The 21276-nt window shown below is 65.0% G+C and carries 16 protein-coding genes; 10 read left to right on the forward strand and 6 right to left on the reverse strand.

Annotated features, from left to right (window positions below; genetic code table 11):
* The first annotated feature begins 23 nt into the window (after positions 1 to 23).
* From AC3WOG_RS29835 to AC3WOG_RS29845, 3 genes are all read left to right on the forward strand, one after another.
* A complete protein-coding gene (locus tag AC3WOG_RS29835; protein ID WP_492581405.1) occupies positions 24 to 950 on the forward strand; it encodes a helix-turn-helix domain-containing protein in 927 nt (308 codons plus the stop codon).
* A 115-nt stretch (positions 951 to 1065) separates the two neighbouring features.
* On the forward strand, positions 1066 to 2160 hold the full coding sequence (locus tag AC3WOG_RS29840; RefSeq protein ID WP_492581406.1) for a triacylglycerol lipase: 1095 nt from the start codon (positions 1066 to 1068) through the stop codon (positions 2158 to 2160).
* Between the two features lie 4 nt (positions 2161 to 2164).
* Positions 2165 to 3238, forward strand: a complete 1074-nt coding sequence (locus AC3WOG_RS29845) for a lipase secretion chaperone (RefSeq protein WP_492581407.1) — start codon at positions 2165 to 2167, stop codon at positions 3236 to 3238.
* A 14-nt stretch (positions 3239 to 3252) separates the two neighbouring features.
* On the opposite strand, the gene AC3WOG_RS29850 is transcribed toward AC3WOG_RS29845, so the two are convergent.
* From AC3WOG_RS29850 to AC3WOG_RS29860, 3 genes are all read right to left on the reverse strand, one after another.
* Positions 3253 to 4080, reverse strand: coding sequence for an anti-sigma factor family protein (locus AC3WOG_RS29850; protein WP_492581408.1), 828 nt, complete (start codon positions 4078 to 4080; stop codon positions 3253 to 3255).
* Positions 4077 to 4595: a sigma-70 family RNA polymerase sigma factor gene (locus tag AC3WOG_RS29855; protein ID WP_341319361.1), complete on the reverse strand. Its 519-nt coding sequence runs from the start codon at positions 4593 to 4595 to the stop codon at positions 4077 to 4079. The genes AC3WOG_RS29850 and AC3WOG_RS29855 overlap by 4 nt, the downstream gene beginning before the upstream one ends.
* Before the next feature lie 142 nt (positions 4596 to 4737).
* On the reverse strand, positions 4738 to 5463 hold the full coding sequence (locus AC3WOG_RS29860; RefSeq protein ID WP_492581409.1) for an anti-sigma factor family protein: 726 nt from the start codon (positions 5461 to 5463) through the stop codon (positions 4738 to 4740).
* A gap of 248 nt (positions 5464 to 5711) precedes the next feature.
* On the opposite strand from AC3WOG_RS29860, the gene AC3WOG_RS29865 reads away from it, so the two are divergent.
* Complete coding sequence (locus AC3WOG_RS29865; protein ID WP_492581410.1) at positions 5712 to 5981, forward strand: DUF4148 domain-containing protein; 270 nt, start codon at positions 5712 to 5714, stop codon at positions 5979 to 5981.
* 20 nt (positions 5982 to 6001) lie between these two features.
* On the opposite strand, the gene AC3WOG_RS29870 is transcribed toward AC3WOG_RS29865, so the two are convergent.
* Positions 6002 to 8497 (reverse strand): GcvT family protein, encoded by a 2496-nt coding sequence (locus AC3WOG_RS29870; protein ID WP_492581411.1) that lies wholly within the window; start codon positions 8495 to 8497, stop codon positions 6002 to 6004.
* A gap of 272 nt (positions 8498 to 8769) precedes the next feature.
* Here AC3WOG_RS29870 and AC3WOG_RS29875 point away from each other — a divergent pair, with 272 nt between their 5' ends.
* The 6 genes from AC3WOG_RS29875 (at position 8770) to AC3WOG_RS29900 (ending at position 19268) form a co-directional block, all read left to right on the forward strand.
* Positions 8770 to 9603: a DeoR/GlpR family DNA-binding transcription regulator gene (locus tag AC3WOG_RS29875; protein WP_492581412.1), complete on the forward strand. Its 834-nt coding sequence runs from the start codon at positions 8770 to 8772 to the stop codon at positions 9601 to 9603.
* Positions 9604 to 9829: 226 nt separating this feature from the next.
* Positions 9830 to 13276: a DEAD/DEAH box helicase gene (locus tag AC3WOG_RS29880; RefSeq protein ID WP_492581413.1), complete on the forward strand. Its 3447-nt coding sequence runs from the start codon at positions 9830 to 9832 to the stop codon at positions 13274 to 13276.
* A 593-nt stretch (positions 13277 to 13869) separates the two neighbouring features.
* Positions 13870 to 14607 carry a response regulator transcription factor gene (locus AC3WOG_RS29885; RefSeq protein ID WP_492581414.1) on the forward strand — a complete coding sequence of 246 codons (738 nt, stop codon included), beginning with the start codon at positions 13870 to 13872 and terminating at the stop codon, positions 14605 to 14607.
* A complete protein-coding gene (locus tag AC3WOG_RS29890) occupies positions 14604 to 16055 on the forward strand; it encodes a FecR family protein (RefSeq protein WP_492581415.1) in 1452 nt (483 codons plus the stop codon). The genes AC3WOG_RS29885 and AC3WOG_RS29890 overlap by 4 nt, the downstream gene beginning before the upstream one ends.
* 67 nt (positions 16056 to 16122) lie before the next feature.
* Positions 16123 to 18612, forward strand: coding sequence for a CHASE2 domain-containing protein (locus AC3WOG_RS29895; protein WP_492581416.1), 2490 nt, complete (start codon positions 16123 to 16125; stop codon positions 18610 to 18612).
* A 20-nt stretch (positions 18613 to 18632) separates the two neighbouring features.
* Complete coding sequence (locus AC3WOG_RS29900) at positions 18633 to 19268, forward strand: DUF4136 domain-containing protein (protein WP_492581417.1); 636 nt, start codon at positions 18633 to 18635, stop codon at positions 19266 to 19268.
* A gap of 40 nt (positions 19269 to 19308) precedes the next feature.
* Here the strand turns inward: AC3WOG_RS29900 and bluB are convergent, their stop codons facing one another.
* Together bluB and AC3WOG_RS29910 are read right to left on the reverse strand one after the other, a co-directional pair.
* Positions 19309 to 19965, reverse strand: a complete 657-nt coding sequence (bluB, locus tag AC3WOG_RS29905; RefSeq protein ID WP_492581418.1) for a 5,6-dimethylbenzimidazole synthase — start codon at positions 19963 to 19965, stop codon at positions 19309 to 19311.
* Positions 19949 to 21274 (reverse strand): cobyrinic acid a,c-diamide synthase CobB, encoded by a 1326-nt coding sequence (locus tag AC3WOG_RS29910; RefSeq protein ID WP_492581419.1) that lies wholly within the window; start codon positions 21272 to 21274, stop codon positions 19949 to 19951. Before AC3WOG_RS29910 ends, bluB begins: the two co-directional genes overlap by 17 nt.
* Positions 21275 to 21276 lie beyond the last annotated feature (2 nt).

Below are 21276 nucleotides of genomic sequence, written 5' to 3' on the forward strand. Positions count from 1 at the left end.
GCCGCCATCTACGAGGGAACGCAATGAATGCTGTGATACCCATGCCGCAGCCGCACAGTGGCTCCCGCATCGCCTTGCGTTCCAGCAAGGCGCTCGGCTGGCGGGGCTTTGGCGCGGAACTGGTTAGCGTGGCCGCCGGTCTGCACCGGATTCCGGCGCTCAAGCATCATCGTGTGGGCGTGCATGTCGGCGCGCCGGTCCGTGCGCTTTGCATGTGCAACGAACGTCGCTACTCGCGGATTCAGGCGCATGGCGACGCCGATGTGGTTCCCGCGGGGCTCGACGGGCAGTGGAGCGATGAATCCGCTTGCACGATTTTCAGCGTGTGGATCGCCGAAGACTTCGCGCGCAGGACCGTCGAACAACTGGAGCTGAAGTCGAGCGAAACACGGCTTCGTCCGCAGTTTCAGATGCGCGACCCGCGCTTTCAGCATCTCGCGTGGGCTTTACGCGCCGAGCTCGAAGCCGACGATGCGTCCGATCCGCTCTACGCGGAGAGCCTGTGCACGGCGATGATCGTGCGTCTGGTCGGCGGCGCGCCGATGCTCGACAACAAGCGCCGCGTGCTCGCGCCGAAAATGGCCGCGCGCGTAATCGATTTCATTGAAGCGCATCTGGATCAGCGTCTTACGCTCACCGAACTGGCCGGGCATGCAGCGTTGAGCGTGCCGCATTTCAAGGTGCTGTTTCGCGAAACGCTTGGCATGCCGGTGCATCAGTACGTGGTGCAACGACGTGTCGAACGGGCGAAAACGCTCTTGCTGGAAGGCAAGCTGAGCGCGAGTCAGATCGCGCTCGATACGGGCTTTGCGCACCAGAGCCATATGGCGCATTGGATGAATCGGTTGCTGGGGGTTACGCCGCGCGAGATCGTCAAGTCAAACCCGGATGCAGGCAGCATCATCGAACTGAATTCGCTGCATGCCCGCCGCATCGCAACACCCCGATAAACATTCAACCCGCCATTCAACCCGCACCGCAGCATAATCAATTTGGAGTTCCCGCTCTATTGCCCTCAACCGATTTCCATAGCTAAATGCGGACTTCGCAACCGGAGGCCGTCCTATGCCGAAATCGAAGGGTTCTCGCATCGTCGCCTGGACAATCGCTGCTGCACTCACTCAAGCGCCGCTCGCCGTTCTTCTGACACTCGCGACGCCGGCCGGCATCGATCGCGCGGTCGCCGCCACTTCAAGCACCAGCACCGACGACTACGCGGCAACCCGTTATCCGATCATCCTCGTGCACGGCCTCACCGGCACCGACAAATACCTCGGCGTGCTCGACTACTGGTACGGCATCCAGCCGGATCTCCAGCAGCATGGTGCGACGGTGTATGTGGCGAACCTGTCGGGCTTCCAGAGCGACGACGGCCCCAACGGCCGTGGCGAACAACTGCTCGCTTATGTGAAGCAGGTGCTCGCCGCAACCGGCGCGCAGAAGGTCAACCTGATCGGGCATAGCCAGGGTGGTTTGACGTCGCGCTACGTTGCGGCGGTAGCGCCTGAACTGGTCGCCTCCGTGACGACCATCGGCACGCCGCATCGCGGCTCGGCGTTCGCCGATTTCGCGCAGGACGCGCTGCAGAAAGATCCGACCGGTTTGTCGACACCGATCATCGGGGCGTTTGCAAATATATTCGGCATCCTGACGAGTAGCACGCACAACACGAATCAGGACGCGGTGGCGGCGCTCCAAACGCTGACCACGGCGAACGCCTCGGCATACGACACGCGCTATCCGAGCGCGGGGCTCGGCGCACCCGGTTCGTGTCAAACGGGCGCGGCAACCGAGACCGTCAACGGCAACACGCACCTGTTGTACTCATGGGCGGGCAGCGCCATTCAGCCAACCTCGGTGCTCGGCATTCAAGTCGCCACCGATACAAGCGTCGCACCGATCGATGCCGCCAATCTCCTCGATGCCTCGACGCTCGTACTGTATGGCACCGGCGCCGTCATGGTGAGCCGCCAGTCAGGGCAGAACGACGGCTTGGTCTCCGTGTGCAGCGCGCTCTATGGCAAGGTGCTCGGCACCAGCTACAAGTGGAACCATCTGGACGAGATCAACCAGTTGCTCGGCGTGCGCGGCGCGAATGCGGCGGACCCGGTCGCCGTGATCCGCACGCAGGCGAACCGGCTGAAGACGCAGGGCGTTTGAGCGGATGCGCCGGCTCGACGAGCAGCAGGGCAGTACACGCAGCCGGTGGCTGGCTTTTGTGGCGGTGGGCGCGCTGACGGCTGGCGCGGCGTTGTGGTTGGGCGGCGCGCGGTCCGGGCATCATGCGTCCGCTGCGCATGTGGTCAATGCGGCGAGTTCCGCGCAATCGGCGCGTGTATCGAGCGCCGACCCGGCCGCCAGCGCGTCAACGATCGGCGCGTTACCCGCTTCGCTGGAAGGTTCAACGCCGCCGCCTCTGTCGACCGATGGCCGAGGTCATCTGACCCACGCCCGCGTGGTTCGCGATTTCTTCGACTACTTTCTGACGACGCAAAACGAAGTCCCGGCAGCCAGGCTCGACGCGTTAGTGCGCCGCCAGATTGCCGCGCAACTCGACGGCACGCCGGCCGCCGACGAAGCGTTGGCCGTCTGGCAGCGCTACAACGCCTATAACACCGCACTCGCGCAGTTGCCGCAAGCGCCGAAGCAAAGCGGCGCAAAGATGGATCTGGACGCGCTGCAACTCGCGCTCGATCAGCGCGATGCATTGGGCACCCGGTTGATGGGCGACTGGAACGAGCCGTTCTTCGGCGGGCAATCGCACCAGCAACACGCCGATCTGGCGCGCCTGCGTATCGCGGCCGATACATCGTTGAGCGACGCGCAGAAAGCCGCGCGTCTTGCCGCGCTAGATGCAGCATTGCCGCCGGAAACGCGCGCGGCGCGTGAGCGTCTTCGGCAACAGCAGGCATCGATCGACGCAATCAGTCAGGCACAAACGCAGGCGCAGAAGCAGGCACAAACGCAGAGCACCTCACTTGATACGTTACGCGCGCAGATCACGCAGACGCTCGGCCCTGAAGCGGCGGAGCGCGTCGTGCAGATGCAGCGAGCCGACGACGCCTGGCAGGCCCGCTATGCGGACTATGCAAGCCAGCGCGCTCAAATCGACAAACAGGATTTGCCGCCGCAACAGCGTGACGCGCAGATCGCGCAATTGCGCCAGCAGTTCTTCACGAACCCGAGCGACGCGATGCGCGCGGCGTCGCTCGATCGCGGCCGCGACTCCGGAAGCTGACGCGCAGCAGCGAATCAGCCCGGCGCCGCGCCGGTCAACTGCGAATACACGTCATGCGACAGTTGCAGCAGCACCTTGCGGTCGATACCGCCTGACACCGCGTAACCGAAATCGCCGTCCACCCAGTAGAACACGTTCACCGGCCCGTCCTGATACAGCTTGAACGCGGTGGTGTTCGCATTCACCTGACGGCGCGAGATGCACAGCGTCACGCGCTCACCGTTCGGGCCGCGGTACATGAATTGCGCGGTCGGTCCATCTGCGCCTGGCAACAGACGGCCACCCGACAGGTTGAAACCGCTCTTCGAGAGCATCGGCGGATGCACGTTCGTGCCCAGCCGGTCGGACAGCCACTGCACGAAATCCTGTTCGTGATCGGCGCCGAGATCGGCTGGCCGCTCGATGGCGGGCATGTAGACCACATGCGCCAGCGCGGCTTGCCGCGCGAATCCTTCGGCGCCGTCCGCACTGACGGTGCGCGTGTCCGAGTGACTGGCGAGCGGCGTCATGACGTCCTGTCCCATATGCGTGCCCACGCCAATGCCGATTCCCAGCACCAAAGCCGCGGCCATGCCGGCGAACTGCGGCCAGTTGGCGGCGATGCGCCAGCGGCGCCCATGGGCCGAAGGCGCTTGCAGGCGCTTGGGCACAGGCTCGCTCAGCACGCGGTCATAGCGTTCATGGAACATGTTATTCAGCGAGAAATAATCGCTGACGCGCGCGGCCAACTCGGGACTCTGTTCGAGCGCGCGCTCCACCTCGACGCGGCGCTCATCGGACAGCGTGCCGTCCACGTACGCGTGAAGGTCTTCTTCGCCGATCGGCATGTGTTGGTCGCTCATCGCACCACCTGTAATTTCGCACCGGGCTGCGTGCCCGCCATCAACGCCCGAAGCCGCTCACGCCCGCGCGAAAGCCGCGACATTACCGTGCCGATCGGAATGTTCAGCGCGAGCGCCACGTCGGCGTAGCTCATTTCTTCGAGGCCGACCAGCAGCACGACTTCGCGCTGCTCCATGGGCAGGCGCTGCAACGCATAGTCGAGGTCGCGCATTTCCAGCGAGCGGGTCTGATCGGATGGCACGGCGAATTCGCTTTCATGGACGCTTTCATCGTCGACCGGGACATGCACGGCGCGCACTGAAGCCTTGCGCGCCTGATTGGCGAACACGTTATGCATGATCGTGAATAACCACGCGCGCAGATCGGTGCCTTGCTGGAACAGGCCGGTGCGGCCAAGCGCGCGTTCGAGGGTGTCCTGCACCAGATCGTCGGCCAGATCCCGGTTGTTGATCAACGCTCGCGCATAGCGCCGCAAGCGCGGCACATGCTCCATCAACTCGTCACGGACATCCATTTTTCATCCCAATCGTTGGGCTTCTCGGCGGGCGCCGGGTGGGCGGCCATCGGTTGAGTCACCACGCGCATTTCAGGTGCAAACACGCGTGGGCGCATTTTATTCCCTTGCTGGTTAAGCGGCTGTGGAGCATCTGCCGGGGTCATCGCATCGTCATCACGTCGGCGGCGCGCATCAGGCCGTGGGTGCGGGCGTCGCCGGCGACCACGAAACGCTGCCGCTGCGCGGTCCAGGTCAGCAGGCGGATATCGCCGATCCGGCGCGCGGCCCATTGCGGTTGCGACGGCGTCAGCAGCGCCAGGGTGGAAATCAACACCACGGGCCGGCTGTCCGCATTCAGATAGACGAATTCGCTGGCCCGCTGGAACACCCCGAGCGCCAAGGTTCTTTCGTCGACGAGCCGCAAACCGACCGCTGCGAGCTCGGGCGCCGACGCACTGGTTCGCGTCGGTAACGCAGCGGAAACCTGCCCGGCGGCGGATTCCGCCAGCGCCATCACGGCGGCGTTGTCGAGCGCCTGAGCGGATACCTGGGTCGCGGCGAGCCAACCGCTCGCGGATGCCAGTACCAGAACGAGCACCGCTATCGTCTTCACGGCCTTGCTGTCGCGCATCGCAGTCGTCAGCCGGCGGAGTGAGCCGCGCCAGCCTGCAGCGCGGTTCGTTACCGGTTCGTCGGTTGTTTGAAAGGCCTGCTGAATCTGCGCATTCAGTCTGCCGTAGAACGCCACCCGGCGCGCTTCCTCCGGATCCTTCCCCAGATAGTCCCTCAGGTATGTGGCGCGTTCCGGTGTCAGTGTGCCGTCGGCGTACGCCTGAATGTCCGCTTCGGAAAGCGGCGCATCGGGGTGGGAGTCGATTGGATTCATGGTGGCCTGCACGCGTCGAATTTCAGCTATCGAATGGCAAACACGCGTACGCATGGGTTTATTCCATGCGCTCGACACACTATTTGCGACACCGCTGCGATACCGCCAAAGAGCAGGCAAACCCATTCGCGCGACGCTTTATTCCGCGCTTGAAGTATGTTTTTTTTCGCGCGGCAAAGCAGGAATAAAAACCGGAAACGCGGGGTTCTCCCTCATGCAAACCCGCACAAAACTCACTGGAGTTCATCATGAAGAAGATCACATTTGCCGCGTTGTCCCTTGTGGTGCTCGCGGCTTCGTCGAGTGCATTTGCCGAAGGCAAGACACGTGCTCAGGTGTACCAGGAATTGATCGAAGCGCAACAGAACGGTCTTAACTACGTCACCGATGCATCGTATCCGGACGTCAGCCCGGTCTTCGCGCAACAGGTCGAGCATCACAAGGAAGCGCTCGCCGCTCAAGCGGCCGCTGCCGGCCGCGTCGCGCACGGCAGCGCGCCGGCTGGCAGCGTCAATTGAAGGTGTCGATAGCCGGCGCGTCAGCTTTTCACCCGCTCCGAACGCGGATCATAAGGCGCCTTCAGATGCACGGTCGCCGGCAGCAAATCGCCGGCGACATCGATCGCGTATTGCCCGCTGTTCAGATACGCCGCATCGGCAACGCCGCCCGGATTGTTGATATAGCCCATCGCCACCGGACAACCGAGCGTGTGCCCGAAGGCCGCCGAACTGACGAAGCCGACCGGTTTGCCGTCGCGCAGAATCGCTTCGCCGCCCCACAACATGCGATCGGCGGCGCCGTCGGCCGTGAGCACCACCATGCGACGGCGCAGCGGTCCGGCGCGCAACTTCAACAACGCATCGCGGCCGCGGAACGGGATGTCCTTGTCGAGCTTGCATGCGAACGACAGACCCGCTTCGAACGGATTCGTGTCCGGCGTGAGTTCGCGGCCCCACGCGCGATAGCCTTTCTCGATACGTAGCGAATCGATTGCGTAGTAGCCGGCATTGACGAGACCGAACGGCTTGCCGGCTTCGTGCAGCGTCTCGTACACGCCGACCGCGAATTCGACCGGCACGTACAGTTCCCAGCCGAGTTCGCCGACGTAGGTGAGGCGGGCGGCGCGCACCGTCGCGTAACCGAGATCGACTTCGCGGCTTTGGCCGAAGGCGAACGCCGCGTCGCTCCAATCCGCCTTCGAGACGCTTTGCAGCAGCTCGCGCGAGCGCGGTCCCATGACAGCGAGCACGGCGTATTGGCCGGTGACGTCGACCAGTGCGCAGTGCTTGTTGTGCGGAATGGCTTTTTCGATGGTGTCGAAGTCGCGCGTGGTTTGCGCGCTGCCGGTGACGAGCAGATATTGATCGTCGGCGAGGCGCGTCAGTGTGAAATCCGATTCATAGGTGCCGCGTTCGTTGAGCATGCCGGTGTAGACGGTAGTGCCCGGCGGCACGGCGACATCGTTCGCGACAATGCCTTGCAGCACGTTTTGCGCGTCGCGTCCCTTGACCAGAAATTTGGTGAACGACGTCATGTCGAACAGTGCAACGCCTTCGCGGCACGCGCGATGTTCGGCGCCGCTCCACGGCAACCAGTTCTGTTGACCGAACGCGTAGTCGATCTGCGCCTGTTCGGGCGTCGGCGCGAAAAAGTTGGCGCGCTCCCAGCCCATCCTGCTGCCGAAACAGGCGCCGTCATCGCGTAGCAGCGAATAGAGCGGCGAGCGGCGAAACGGCCGTGCGCTGTCGAGTTCGCGATTCGGCCAGGGCATCGCGTAATGCAGGCCGAGTGTTTCCTTGACGCGATCGTGCAGCCACGTGTCGTTGCCGTTAAAGCGCGCGAAGCGGCGGATATCGACCGGCCACAGGTCCATGGTCGGCTCGCCCGCGACGATCCATTCGGCGAGCGCCATGCCCGCGCCGCCCGCCGACGCGATGCCCATCGAATTGAAGCCCGCGCCGACGAAAAAGCGTCGCAATTCGGGCGCTTCGCCCAGCATGAAGTTGTTGTCCGGGGTGAACGATTCCGGACCGTTGTAAAACTGCCGGACCTGTGCTGTTTCGAGCGCCGGCACGCGCTGCAACGCGTTCTCCATCAGGATCTCGAATTGATCCCAGTCGTCGGGCAGCAACTGGAATTCGAAATTCTCCGGAATGCCGTTCATGCCCCACGGTTTCGCGTTCGGCTCGAAGCCGCCCATCACCAGACCGCCGACTTCCTCCTTGAAATAGATGAAGCCGTCCGGGTCGCGCATCACCGGCAGGTCCGGGTGCACGCCGGCGATCCGTTCGGTGACGATGTAGTAGTGCTCGGCCGAATGCAGCGGCACCGTGACGCCGCACAGGCGGCCGACCGCCTTGGCCCATTGACCGGCGCAATTGACGACGATGTCCGCGCCGATCGTGCCTGCTTCGCCGTCCTTGTTGCGCCACGCGAGACCGCTGACTTCGCGGGCGCCATTCGCTGCACCGCTTTGCGCCGTGCGCGTGTGGATCGCCGTCACCCGGGTATTTTCGACAATGCGAGCGCCGCGCATACGCGCGCCGCGGGCGAGCGCCTGGGTCAGATCGGTGGGATTCGCCTTGCCGTCGCCGGGTAGCCAGACGGCGCCGAGCAGGTCGTCGGTGCGCATCACCGGCCACAGCTCGCCGGCTTCCCGCGGGCCGATCACCTCGCACGCCACGCCGTAAGCGCGTGCGACGGCGGCAGTGCGCTTGAGCTGCGTCATCCGCTCGGCGGTGCGCGCTACCGACAGCGAGCCGCATTGCTTCCAGCCGGTCGCGAGGCCGGTATCCGCTTCGAGTTCGGCATAGAGCGCGGTCGAATAGCGGATCAGCTTCGTCATGCTTTCCTGTGCGCGCAACTGGCCGACGAGGCCGGCCGCGTGCCAGGTCGTGCCGCACGACAGCTGGCCCTGTTCGAGCAGAACCACGTCAGTCCAGCCCAATTTCGCGAGGTGATAGGCGACCGAGCAGCCAATGATGCCGCCGCCGACGATGGCGACGCGGGCGTGAGAGGGAATGGGTGTGGACATGTGTGGGAATAAGTTGAAAATATTTGTACAGATTGCCGCAAAAAAACACGAAATGCAACGGCTGTTGTTGTGGTGACAGGTATGTCATGCCGGCGTCGCACATAGGCGGCGACTTGGCACTGCCAGCCTCGACTCCCACAAACACGGCCCCCATGACGAGCAGAAATCGCCATTCAAAAACGGAATGTGGTTTTGTTTGGTAATTTGTGGGTTTTTAGTCCGTCGCGCCTCGGCTTTTGCTAGACTCGCCGGATAGCCACCGCTCAGACGCCATGTTCTCCACCCAACGCCAAGCCGAGATCCTGCGCCTCGTCCGCGAGCAGCGCACCTGCACGATCGCCGATCTGGCCGGCCGCTTCGAGGTGTCCGACGAGACCATCCGCCGCAATATCAAGCCGTTGATCGCCGACGGCCTGCTCGTCAAGGTTCACGGCGGCATCATGCTGCCCGAGCGCCTCGACGAGCCGCCGTTCCAGCGGCGCATGGTGGCGAGCCGCGAGGCCAAGCAGTTGATCGGCGCGCGCATCGGCGAACTGGTGCGAGACGGCGACTCGCTGATCCTCGAAGGCGGCACCACCTGCCTGCATATCGCGCAGGCGTTGTGCGCGCGCTCGCGGCTCACCGTCGTGACCAATTCCATCGAGGTCGCCCGCACGCTGGCGTCGCGCAACGGCAATCGCGTGTTCATCGCGGGCGGCGAGTTGCGCGCGGATGACGCCGCGGCCTTCGGCGACGGCGTGCTCGCCTTTCTCCGCCAGTTCCACGTGCGCTACGCGGTCGTCTCGGTCACTGCAATCGATATGCAAGGGCGTTTCATGGACGCGCTGCCCGCCGACGTCGCGTTTTCGCTCGCCGCCTTCGCGCAGGCGGAGCGGCGCGTGGTCGCCGCGGATCACGCGAAATTCGGCCATAGCGCACTGGTTCACGCCTTTGGCCCCGACGCTGTCGATCTGCTGGTCACCGACGAAGCGCCGGCGCCCGCGTTAGTTCAGGTGTTCGCCGCGGCAGGGTTGGAGGTCAGTGCCGGCGCGTCCGAGCGCGGCGACACCTGGCCCGACGCAGAAAACGGCAGCCAAGCCGGTCCGCCGCCTGGTGCCGCAGTCTAGGCTGGGCCGTTGTTTCCGCAGGTCGTGCGGCAGTCATGGCCATCTGCGCCGCAAATCCGCGCAACCGCCTCCACAGCCAATTTCGTCCAACGCGTAAAATGGCCGGTTACCACCGGCGATCGATACCGGGCAGAAACCCGCCGACAGGCGCAGCACGCCGCCTGCCGCGTCGATTTTTTCGTCTGCGCGCGGTCGCCATCGCCGGCTTGAACATGGATGAACCCTGATGTCGTCAGTTTTCTTTGATCGGGAACGGATTGCGGAATGGCTCGGTGACCACACCGTGGCCAAAGCGCGCTCGGTTGGCGCCGTTACGAACGTGAAATGGCATGGCGCCTCGCTCAGCGGCGATGTGCAAGGCACGCGAACCCTTCCGTACCACACACGGGTGCGGTTTCGTACGGATGGCGGTTCACCTTGGGCGCAGAGCGACTGCAGCTGCCCGGTGGGTCGCAATTGCAAGCATGTCGCCGCGCTTTTGTTCGCCGAGCTCGAGTATCACGACGAGATGGATCACATCACCAACGTCGGCACGGACGAGCACGAGGCAGCCGATTATCCGCGCACAAAGCCCGGGGAAAACGCGCAGCCGCCGTCCGGCGTGCGTCCCGAACTGGTCAGCTGGCTCGAGCGTTTTCGCGCGCGCGCCGAGGCCGCCGACGCCGTCGCCCAGAAGGCGAGTGCCGCGCGGACCCAGACGCTGGCGTATCTGCTCAACTGGTCCAACTTCCACATGCGCCATGAGGTCGTGCTGTACAAGGCGCGCTGCAAACCGGACGGCGCGATCTTCGAAGTCGACGAGCCGTGGGGCAACGTGGAAGCGGCGCTGCTGAAACAACCGAAGTTTGTCTCCGACGAGGATCTGTCGATCCTGCGCGGCCTGTGGCTGGGCCGCTCGCGTGAAGATTTCGGTCAGTTCATTCTGCGCGGCACGAGCGGCGCCGAAATGCTGCAAAAGCTGATCGCGACGGGGCGTCTGTTCTTCGAATTCAAACCCGAACCCGGCCGTCAAGGGCCGACACCGTTGTCGCGCGGCGCCGACCGGCCCGGTCGGATCGAATGGGAGCCGCTTGCGGATGAGCGGCTGCGGCCCGTGCTGTGCACCGAGCCGCGCGCCAGCATGGTGCTGCCCACCGAACCGGTCTGGTATGTGGACGGCGTCTCGAATGAGGCGGGCATCGTCGAGTTGTCGTTGCCGTTCCAGCAGTTGCCCGACTACCTCGCGATGCCGCCGATCTCGCTCGCCGAAGCGCCGCTGGTCGCCGCGGTACTGCGTGAAATCGCGCCCGATTTGCCGCTGCCCCCCGCGCACGACGCGTCGGCGATCCGCGTGATCGACGTCGATCCGGTGCCGGTGCTGACGCTCAATAGTCACGCGCTGCCGTCCGGCGGCAAAACCGGTCAGCGCAAGTCCGAGGCGATGGAGCTCGCCGCCGTCAGCTTCGACTATGAGGGCATCAGCATCAACGTGGACAGCAGCGTCACGCTGGTGCCGGTGCCGGGCGGCGACGTGATTCATATCCGGCGTCGCTACGAGGTCGAAAAGAAACGCCTGCTCGAATTACGCAAGACCGGTCTGCAACGCGTCCCGACCAGCCGCGTCTACGCCTCGCGGCTATTGCCCGACACGATGCTCGGCCTGCCCGATGCCGACGCGTGGTCCGCCTTCGTCAACGACGCTGTGCCGGACCTCATGAGCAAAGGCTGGCGCGTCACCATGGCGCCGGAGTTCCGCTACAACATCATCGAGATCGACGCGATCGACGGCACCGCGCATCAGGCCGGCGACGGCTGGTTCGATCTGGAGATGGGCATTCAGGTCGGCGAGCGCAACGTGCGGCTCGAGCCGCTTCTGGCCGATCTGTTCCGGCGCGACCGGCGCTGGCTGGGCGGCGCGCTGGAAGCGATCGCCGACGACGAGCCGATCGAGCTGAAGACGGAAGAGAACAAGCGTCTGCGGCTGCGCGCCGACCGGCTGAAACCGGTGGTGCACGTGCTGGTCGACCTGTTCGACGCGTTGGGCGGCGCGCTTGCCGACGGCGCCGCGCTGCGCGTGCCCGCCGTCGATGCAGGCCGGCTGGAAGCGTTGAACAGCACGGGCCGTTGGCAATTTCAGGGCGAAGATTCGATCCGCCGGCTGGCGCAGCGCCTGCAGGCCGGGCCGGGTCTGCACGAGGTGCCGGTGCCGCGTGGCCTGCAAGCGGAACTGCGCGCGTATCAGCAGCAGGGGCTGAACTGGATGCAGTTTCTGCGCGAACACGATCTGGCCGGCGTGCTGGCCGACGACATGGGGCTCGGCAAGACCGTGCAGACGCTGGCGCACATTCTCGCCGAGAAGGAAGCCGGGCGGCTCGACCGTCCCGCGCTGATCGTGGTGCCGACCACGCTCGTGCACAACTGGCGCGAGGAAGCGCGCCGCTTCGCGCCCGAACTGAAAGTGCTGGTGCTGAACGGTCCGCAGCGTAAAGAGCGCTTCGAGCAGATCGGCGAACACGAGCTGATTCTGACGACGTACGCGCTGCTATGGCGCGACCAGAAGGTGCTTGCCGGGCACGACTATCACCTGCTGATTCTCGACGAGGCGCAGTACGTCAAGAACGCGACCACCAAAGCCGCGCAGGCGATCCGCGGGTTGCGCGCGCGGCATCGGCTGTGTCTGACCGGTACGCCGCTGGAAAATCACCTCGGCGAATTGTGGTCGCAGTTCGACTTCCTGCTGCCGGGTTTTCTCGGCAGCCAGAAAGACTTCACCAAACGCTGGCGCAACCCGATCGAGAAGAGCGGCGACGGCGTGCGCCGCGCGTTGCTGGCGCGCCGCATCCGGCCATTCATGCTGCGCCGTCGCAAGGACGATGTCGCGAAGGAATTGCCCGCCAAGACCACCATCGTGTGCTCGGTCGATCTGGAAGGCGCGCAGCGCGATCTCTATGAAACCGTGCGCACGGCGATGCAGGAACGAGTGCGCGCGGCGGTCAGCGCGCAGGGCCTCGCGCGCAGTCACATCATCGTGCTCGATGCCTTGCTGAAACTGCGCCAGGTATGCTGCGATCCGCGCCTCGTTAAGTCGATCAAGGCTGACAAAGAGGCGGGCGAGAAGAGCGAGAAAGTAAAACAGGTCGAGAAGGGCGCGCGCGTCACGCGTTCGGCCAAGCTCGATCTGCTGTTGTCGATGCTCCCGGAGCTGATCGAGGAAGGACGGCGCGTGTTGCTGTTCTCGCAGTTCACTGGCATGTTGTCGCTGATTGCCGAGGCGCTCGAGGAAGCCGCGATTCCCTATCTGATTCTGACCGGCGACACCGCCGACCGCATCACGCCGGTCGAGCGGTTCCAGCAGGGCGAGGTGCCGTTGTTCCTGATCAGCCTGAAGGCGGGCGGCGTGGGCCTGAACCTGACCGCCGCCGACACGGTGATTCACTACGATCCGTGGTGGAACCCCGCCGCCGAGAATCAGGCGACCGACCGCGCGCATCGGCTGGGGCAGGACAAGCCGGTATTCGTCTACAAGCTGATTGCGGCGGGCAGCATCGAAGAGAAGATTGTCGAGTTGCAGGAGCAGAAGGCGGGACTGGCCGACAGCATTCTGTCCGAAGACGCCGCCGGCGCCACCAAGTTCTCGGACGACGATCTCGATGCGTTGTTCGCGCCGATGCCGGGGATTGAAGGGGGGCGATGAGGTTGCGCGAGCGGTTTAAATGTCAAAGCCGCCCCGATGCATTATCAAACCCCATCTGACAATCTTTAAACCATTTAATTTGGGACTGTTCTTATACTGTCTCGCAAATTGTCAAATTGTTGTTTCCGGAATGCGGGACACAGCGTGATACGACAAGGCAGACGGGGCCATTCACCGTGCGGGCGAGACCAGCTAACCCGAAACACGACCCATAGAGGTCGATATTTGAATACCCAGGCGTGCCCGAGAGAGAGCCTGAGAGAGCTTGGGGGAAATCAGGGAGCGGCTCGCGAGGCACCGAGCCCGGCCGGATAGCGGCTTAATCGCATCCGGAAAAAAAGCACGGCCAGTTTCGATGATGATGATTCGCCTCCTCGGCTATTGGCGCGACAAAGCAAAAATACGCGCCAATTTCGAGGCAAGGCGGCGACGGATCTAAACCCGGCGCGGGGGCCGGGCGTCCGATAATCGAAAAAGAGCGAAATTGGGGATGAAACGAGAGGCCGGTTCGACGGTGTTGCAGCCGTCATCCCGGCCATCGACCGGCCTACCGGTCACCAGATACGAAGGACGATGTCGCGTTGCGGGGTTCTATGAGAATTGCAGTCCTTGATGACGATCCGGCCCAGGCCGATCTTGTATGCCAAACGCTGTCGGCGGCCGGCCATATCTGCCATGCGTACGGCGCGGGCCGTGAACTGGTGCGGCAGTTGCGGCGCCAGACGTTCGATCTGCTGGTGCTCGACTGGAACGTGCCCGACATGTCCGGCGAGGAGGTGCTGCGTTGGGTGCGCGAAAGCCTGTCGGAGCGTTTGCCGGTGCTGTTCATGACGAGCCGCGGCCGTGAAACTGACATTACGTCGATCCTCAACACCGGCGCGGACGATTACGTCGTCAAGCCGGTCTCGGGGGCGGTGCTGCTGGCGCGCGTCGGTTCGCTGCTGCGTCGCGCGTATCACCTGAAGCCGGCCGCGGCGAAGGAAGTCTTCGGCGAATTCGAGTTCGATCTGGGCGCGAAGCACGTGGTGGTGCGCGGCACGACGGTGGCCGTGACGCAGAAGGAATTCGAACTCGCGCTGCTGCTGTTCCAGCATCTGAGCCGGCCGCTGTCCCGCGCGCACATTCTCGACGTAATCTGGAAGCAGGCGACCGACATCCCCTCGCGCACGATGGACACCCACGTGTCGATGCTGCGCAGCAAGCTGGGATTGCGCCCGGAGCACGGCTATCGTCTGACGCCGATCTACGGCTATGGCTACCGGCTCGAACGGATCGAGTCCGGCGCGTCCGTCGCGGGCGATGATGTACGCTCCGAAGCGGGGGGCGCGTGACGCTTTCCTTCGACGCGGCAGCGCGCGGCCTCGCGCGCTCGCCGGGCCGCCGGGTCTGTGCAGTGCTGGGCTCAGGTCTGATCGCCATCACGTGCTTCGCACCGGCGTTGGCCGACGCCCAATCGTCCCGCCTGCCGAAGCCACACGCGACGCCCGCCGCGCCAGTCTATGTTTCCTACGTCACCCACGATGGCGACACGCTATACGACATTGCCGGCCGCTATATGCGCGATCCGGATGATTGGGCACTTCTGAGCCGCCTGAATCATGTGCCTGCGCCGCGCCGCATGCCGGCTGGCATCGCCTTGCGGCTGCCGGCCGGCCGGCTCAGGCAGGATCCGGAATCGGCGCGCGTGATCGCGACGAGCGGTCCGGCCGAGCGCGCGTTCGGCAAGAATCCGTACACCCCGGTGATAATCGGCGCGACGCTCGGCGAAGGCGACCACATCCGCACCGGCCATAACGGCTTCGTCACGCTTGAGTTGCCGGACGGCTCGCACGTGTCGGTGTCGCAGGATGCCATGCTCGACATCGACACGCTCCGGAGCATCGCACTGACCGGCGCGGCCGACCGGGTCCTCGATCTGCATCGTGGCGAAGTCGACAGCCAGGTCACGCATGCAACCAGGAAGGACGACCGCTTCCAGATTCGTTCGCCCTCGGTCGTCGCGGGCGTGCGCGGCACCCATTTCAAGGTTGCCTACGACGGCGACGCGCACACCACCGCAGTGGAAGTGCAGGACGGCGCGGTCGGTGTCGATCCCGCCGGCGCCGACGGCTACGCGAAGGCGCCGCCGCCGGGCGTGCCGTTGCAGGCATCCGCGCAACTCGTCAAGGCGCGCTTTGGCAGCATTACGCGCACGGGCGGCGAGATCGGCGCGCCGGTCGAGTTGCTGCCCGCGCCGGCGCTGACCGATCCAGCCAAAGTGCAGGACGGCAAGGCGGTCGCCTTCGACCTCGTGCCGGCCGCGCGCGCGGTGGCCTACCGCGTGCAGATCGCGCGCGATGCCGATCAGCTCGACCTGATCCGCGATCTGCGCGTGAGCGCGCCGCATGCGGACTTCGGCGAACTGGCCGACGGCACCTATTTCGTGCGCATCGCCGCGATCGACGACCATGGGCTCGAAGGTTTGCCGCAGGTGTACGGCTTCGACCGGCGCCAGCTTGGGCTGGATGTGTCGGCGGGGCCGCGCGCCGGCAGCCGCGACTACGAATTCCGCTGGTTCGTCAGCCGCTCCAATGTCGAGACGCGCTTCCGTTTCGTGCTGGCGACGTCCGACGATCTGCGCCATCCGATCATCGATCGCACCGATCTGACGAGCGGGCAACTGGTCGTGAGCAATCTGCCGCGCGGCGTTTACTATTGGACGGTCGTCGCCGAACAGTTCGAAAACGGCCGCTTCTACGAGAAGAGCAGTTCGATCCGTTCGTTCACACTTGCGCGCTGATGCCGATAGAATCGCAGACTGAGTCCCCAAAAGAACCTGTTGCACACCTCGGGAACGAACCACAGTCTTGCCGACCCCATCCCCGCGCCTGAGCCTCGACCCGCGCGCGCGCCTCGGAAGGCGCGCCGGTCGCCGCTTCCTGTTCGAATGGGTGGGCATCGGTTGCCTCGGCCTCATCGTGATTCTGCTCGGCTCGCTTGGCCGGCTGACCGCGAGCGTCGATCATCTGGTCTACGACCGCTTCCTGAGCCTGCGCGCGCAGCCCGTGTCGCCCGCTATCGTGGTGGTCGAAATCGACAACGCCAGCATCGCGCAGCTCGGCCGCTGGCCATGGCCGCGCAGCGTGCACGCGCGGCTGCTCGAACAGCTCGCCAGGGCGAAACCCGCCGCGGTGATCTACGACGTGCTGTTCACCGAAGCCAATCCGGACGACGCCCAACTGGCACGGGCCATCGCGCTGAGCCCCACCTATCTGCCGATGCTGCTCAGTCCGCTCGACGACGCCGGCCGGCGCGTCGCAGTCGACCCGGTGCCGCCGCTCGCGCATGCCGCCGCCGGCCTCGGCCATATCAATCTTGAAGTCGACAGCGACGGTATCGTGCGCAGCGTCGCGCAATTCGAAGGCGACGCGGCGTCGCGCTGGCCGCAATTGATGGTGCCGGTTGCGCAGGCAGTCGAGCGCGGCGCGCTGCAATTGAGCGAGCGCCCGCAAAAGCTTTCCGCCAGCCACGCGGCGGCTACGGAGTCTCCGGGCGAAGCCCGTTTCCTGATCCCGTTCGGTCCGAACGCGCAGAATTATTCGACACTGGGCTTCGCGAGCGTCCTCGCGGGCGTCGTGCCGCCGGAGAAGCTGCGCGGACGCATCGTGCTGATCGGCGTGACCGCATCCGGTTTGTACGATCGCTTTGCCACACCGGTGTCCGGCGAATTGGGTCCGCTGCCCGGCGTCTATATCCATGCGAACGTGCTCGACACGCTGCTGACCGGCCGCGCGATCGAGCCCGCCGAGCCGTGGCTGCTGTTCGCCGTGTCGCTGGTGCCGCTCGCCGCGCTGCTGGCGGGTTTCCTCGTGTTGTCGCCGCGCCGTTCGTTGCTATTGACCGGCGCGCTGTGTCTGCTTGCCGCCGCCGGCAGCGCGGCCCTGCTGTACGGCGTGCGGCTGTGGATGTCGCCGGTGCCGGCGATTGTCGGCGTGATCGTCGTGTATCCGATCTGGAACTGGCGGCGCCTCGAAATGACGATGGCCTATCTGCGCGAAGAGCTGCAACGCCTCGCCGACGAACCGCATCTGTTGCCCGAAACGCCGCAGCGCCGCCGTGAATTCAGCGGCGACGTGCTGGAGCAGCATATGGCGCTGATGGCGCGGGCCGCGCAGCGCGTGCAGGACATGAAGCGTTTCGTGTGGGACAGCCTCGATAGCGTGCCCGAGCCGATCCTGGTCAGCGACGTGCAAGGGATCGTGCTGATCGCGAACCACGCGGCTAAGGCGCATTTCGCGCGTCTGGGCCTGGCAACGCCGGAAGGCCAGCCGATGCAGACGGTGCTGGGCGGCCTGACGCTGGTGAAGACCATCCACAACGGCGCTTCATCCGATGCCGAAAACAATCTGTTTGCGCACGCCCATTGGCCCGCGCTGCTCGACCCGGCGCGCGGCGAATTTGCCGCGCTGATGGCGCAGGGCGTCGAGGTGCGCGACGCCGACGAGCGCGATCATTTGCTGCGTTACGCGAACTGCACCAATGAGCAAGGCGAGACGACCGGCTGGATCGCGGGCCTGGTCGACGTGTCGGCCCTGCATGCGGCCGAGCGTCAGCGCGAAGACGCGCTGCGGCTGTTGTCGCACGATATGCGCTCGCCGCAGGCGTCGATTCTGGCACTGGTGGAGATCGAGCGCGCCCGTAGCGAGTCGGCGCTTGCGCGCGGTTTGCTGGAGCGCATCGAACGCTATGCGCAACGCGCGCTGACGCTCGCCGACGATTTCGTGCAACTGGCGCGCGCCGAATCGCAAACCTATGTGCTCGAACCGGTGAGCCTGATGGAACTGGTGATCGACGCCAGCGACGAAGTCTGGCCGCAGGCCCATGCCAAGCGCATCACGCTGGAAACGGATAACGATGGCGACGACGGCCACTGGATCTGCGCCGACCGTTCGCTGATGACGCGCGCTCTCGTCAACATCCTGAACAATGCGGTCAAATACAGTCCGCCGGATACGCGGATCACGTGCGGCTTAAGCAACTTAAGTAGTCCCGGCAGCCTTGTGTCGAAGGCCGCACCGGGCGCGGCAAACCGCGTGTCGTGTACGATCCGCGACGAAGGCTACGGCATTCCCGAGGAACAGCAGGCGGGTCTGTTCGAGCGGTTCCGGCGCTTTCACGAGGCGGAGCGGCCCGAAGTCGGCGGCGCGGGATTGGGGATGGCGTTTGTCAAAACCGTCGTGACGCGTCATGGCGGTGACGTGGAAGTGGTCAGCGCGCCGGGCAAGGGAACGGCTTTTACGATTTGTCTGCCGGCGTTAGAGGACACGCAGCCTGAACTTCAGCCTGATGCGCCGTAATATTACGCTCGGCCACGCTCATGCAGCATGAACACGCACCTTATCGAAGCGAGAAGATGGTGAAAGCGATACTGATCTGCGCCGCGCTGTCCGCAGCGAGTCTCACCGGTTGCGCGGGCCTGAACGCCGACGTGCACACCGCGAATCCGGCGGCCGCCTTGCAAGGCGAGCGCACCTATGCGATTGCGCGCATGCCGTCGCAGGATGCCGGTGGGGATCATCCGCAATTCGAAGCCTTGCTGCGCGATGAACTGGCGAAGAATGGCTTCGTCGACGCGACGGCGCAGCAGGCGCGCTATCTACTGTCGATCGCTTATGCCACGCGGCCGGCCACGATTGGCGTCAATACAGGGGATTGCGCGGCAGGCGGGTGCGGCCGTCCGGCCGAGCCGTCGTTTTCGCTGTTCGGCGGGCGAGCGTACCAGCACTCGTTGACGCTGCGGTTCTTCGAGCGGGCGAGCGGGAAGGAAGTCTACAAGGTCAGCGCGATGAGCAGCGATCGCGACGCCGATCCGCTGCACGCGATGGCAACCCTCGTGAAAAGCGCATTGGCCAAATTTCCGTTCGACGCGCCGCCGGACTGGCGCGTGAAGCTGCGCGCCGATCGGGCGGGCGGCGTGCCGGAAGTGGTATCGGTCAAGCCGGTCATAGAGTAAAACGCGCTAAAACCCAGTAAAGCGCAGTAAAACCCAGGCGTTATTCCGGCGCTTCATCGTCCGGCCAGCGGTTTTCGAACACGCAGTCGGCGAGCGGCATGCGGCTCGCCCAGCGTTCGGTTTCCAGCATCGGCTCGCGGTAAAACTGATCGACGTGGCCGAGACACAGGATCGCCACCGGCCGTGCGCCCGCGGGCATATGCAGCAGCGCGCACACCGTCTCGACGTCGAAGAGCGACACCCAGCCCATTCCCAGGCCTTCCGCGCGTGCCGCTAGCCACATGTTCTGGATCGCGCACGCCACCGACGCGAGATCCATCTCCGGCAAGGTGCGGCGTCCGAAGATGTGCCGCTCGCGGCCGTCCATCAGCGCCATCACCAGCAGTTCGCCGCATTCCAGCATGCCTTCGACTTTCAGCTTCATGAACGCTTCGCGCCGCTTGCCGAGCGCATCCGCGGTGGCGAGCCGTTCGCTTTCGACGGTCTCGTGCAAGGCGGCGCGCAAGGCCGGATCGGTGATGCGCGCGATCCGCCAGGGCTGCATGAAGCCGACGCTAGGCGCGTGATGCGCCGCGTCGAGCAGACGTTGCAACACGGCGGGATCGACCGGGTCGCGCACAAAGTGGCGCATGTCGCGCCGTTCGTAAATCGCGCGATAGACGGCCTCGCGCTCGGCATCGTTAAAAGGCTTCGCCATGGAACAGGGCGGCCGTGAAGGCCGGGTTGGAGGGCCAATAAGCGTGCATATAAGTCGCGACGATCGAGCCGGCGCGAAACACGGCCTCGCCGGGCGCGTCGCTTTGCGGCCGGGTGGCCGAACGCCGCGGCGTGAGCGGCGTCGTCAGCTTCGAGTAGTGAAAGGTGTGGCCGGTCAGCGGGCCGTGCAGGCTGTCGATCTGTTGCATGCCGAGCGCGGTGAAGCGCGTTTGCATCGTCGCGTGGCCCGGCAGCAGGCCGAGCATCGGCGTGGTGGCGCCGCTCGTGTCGGTGAGTCGATCGAGCAGGTAGAGCATGCCGCCGCATTCGGCGACGATCGGCTTGCCCGCTGCCGCATGGGCTCGAATCGTCGTCGCGCTGCGCGCGTTGCTTGCCAGCGCTGCGGCGTGCAGTTCCGGATAGCCGCCCGGAAGGTACAGGGCGTCGGTCTGTTCAGGTAATGCTTCGTCGGCGAGCGGCGAGAAATAGTCGACGTGCGCGCCGAGTGTTTGTAAAAGCGTGACGTTGGCCGGATAGATGAACGAGAACGCCGCATCGCGTGCGATCGCGATGCGCTTGCCTTCCAGAAGACGCGGCAGCGTTTCATTCGCAGGTGCGCCGAATTCGACCGGCGGCGGCAATTCAGCCAGCGCGGTTTGCGCGAGCGCATCGGCGGCGCGATCCAGGCGCGTGTCCAGATCGTCGATCTCCGCGGCCTGGTGCAGGCCGAGATGGCGGTCGGGCAACTCGATTTCATCATTGCCGGCGATGTGGCCGCACCAGCGCAGGCCTGGCGGCAACGCCTCTTCGAGCATTTGCGCGTGCCTTGCAGAGCCGACGCGATTGGCCAGCACGCCGTAAAACGGCACCTGCGGCCTGAATTGCGCGAGACCGAAGGCGACTGCGCCGAAGGTCTGCGCCATCGCCTTCGCTGAAATTACCGCGAGCACCGGCACGCCGAATACCGTTGCCAGATCGGCGCTGCTCGGCGTGCCGTCGAACAGTCCCATCACGCCTTCGATCAGGATCAGATCGGCTTCTGCAGCCGCTTGCGCGAGCAGATTGCGGCATGCCGCTTCGCCGACCATCCAGAGATCGAGTGACAACACCGGCGCGCCGCTGGCACGCGCGAGAATCATCGGGTCGAGAAAGTCCGGACCGGTCTTGAACACGCGCACACGCCGCCCCAGCCGCCGGTGGTAGCGCGCCAAACCTGCTGTGATCGTGGTCTTGCCTTGACCCGAAGCCGGCGCGCTAATGAACAGGGCGGGGCACGCCCCGAAGGAGGTCCCCTTGGGGGGCGCGGACATCG

This window comes from Paraburkholderia sp. FW306-02-B (assembly GCF_058782725.1).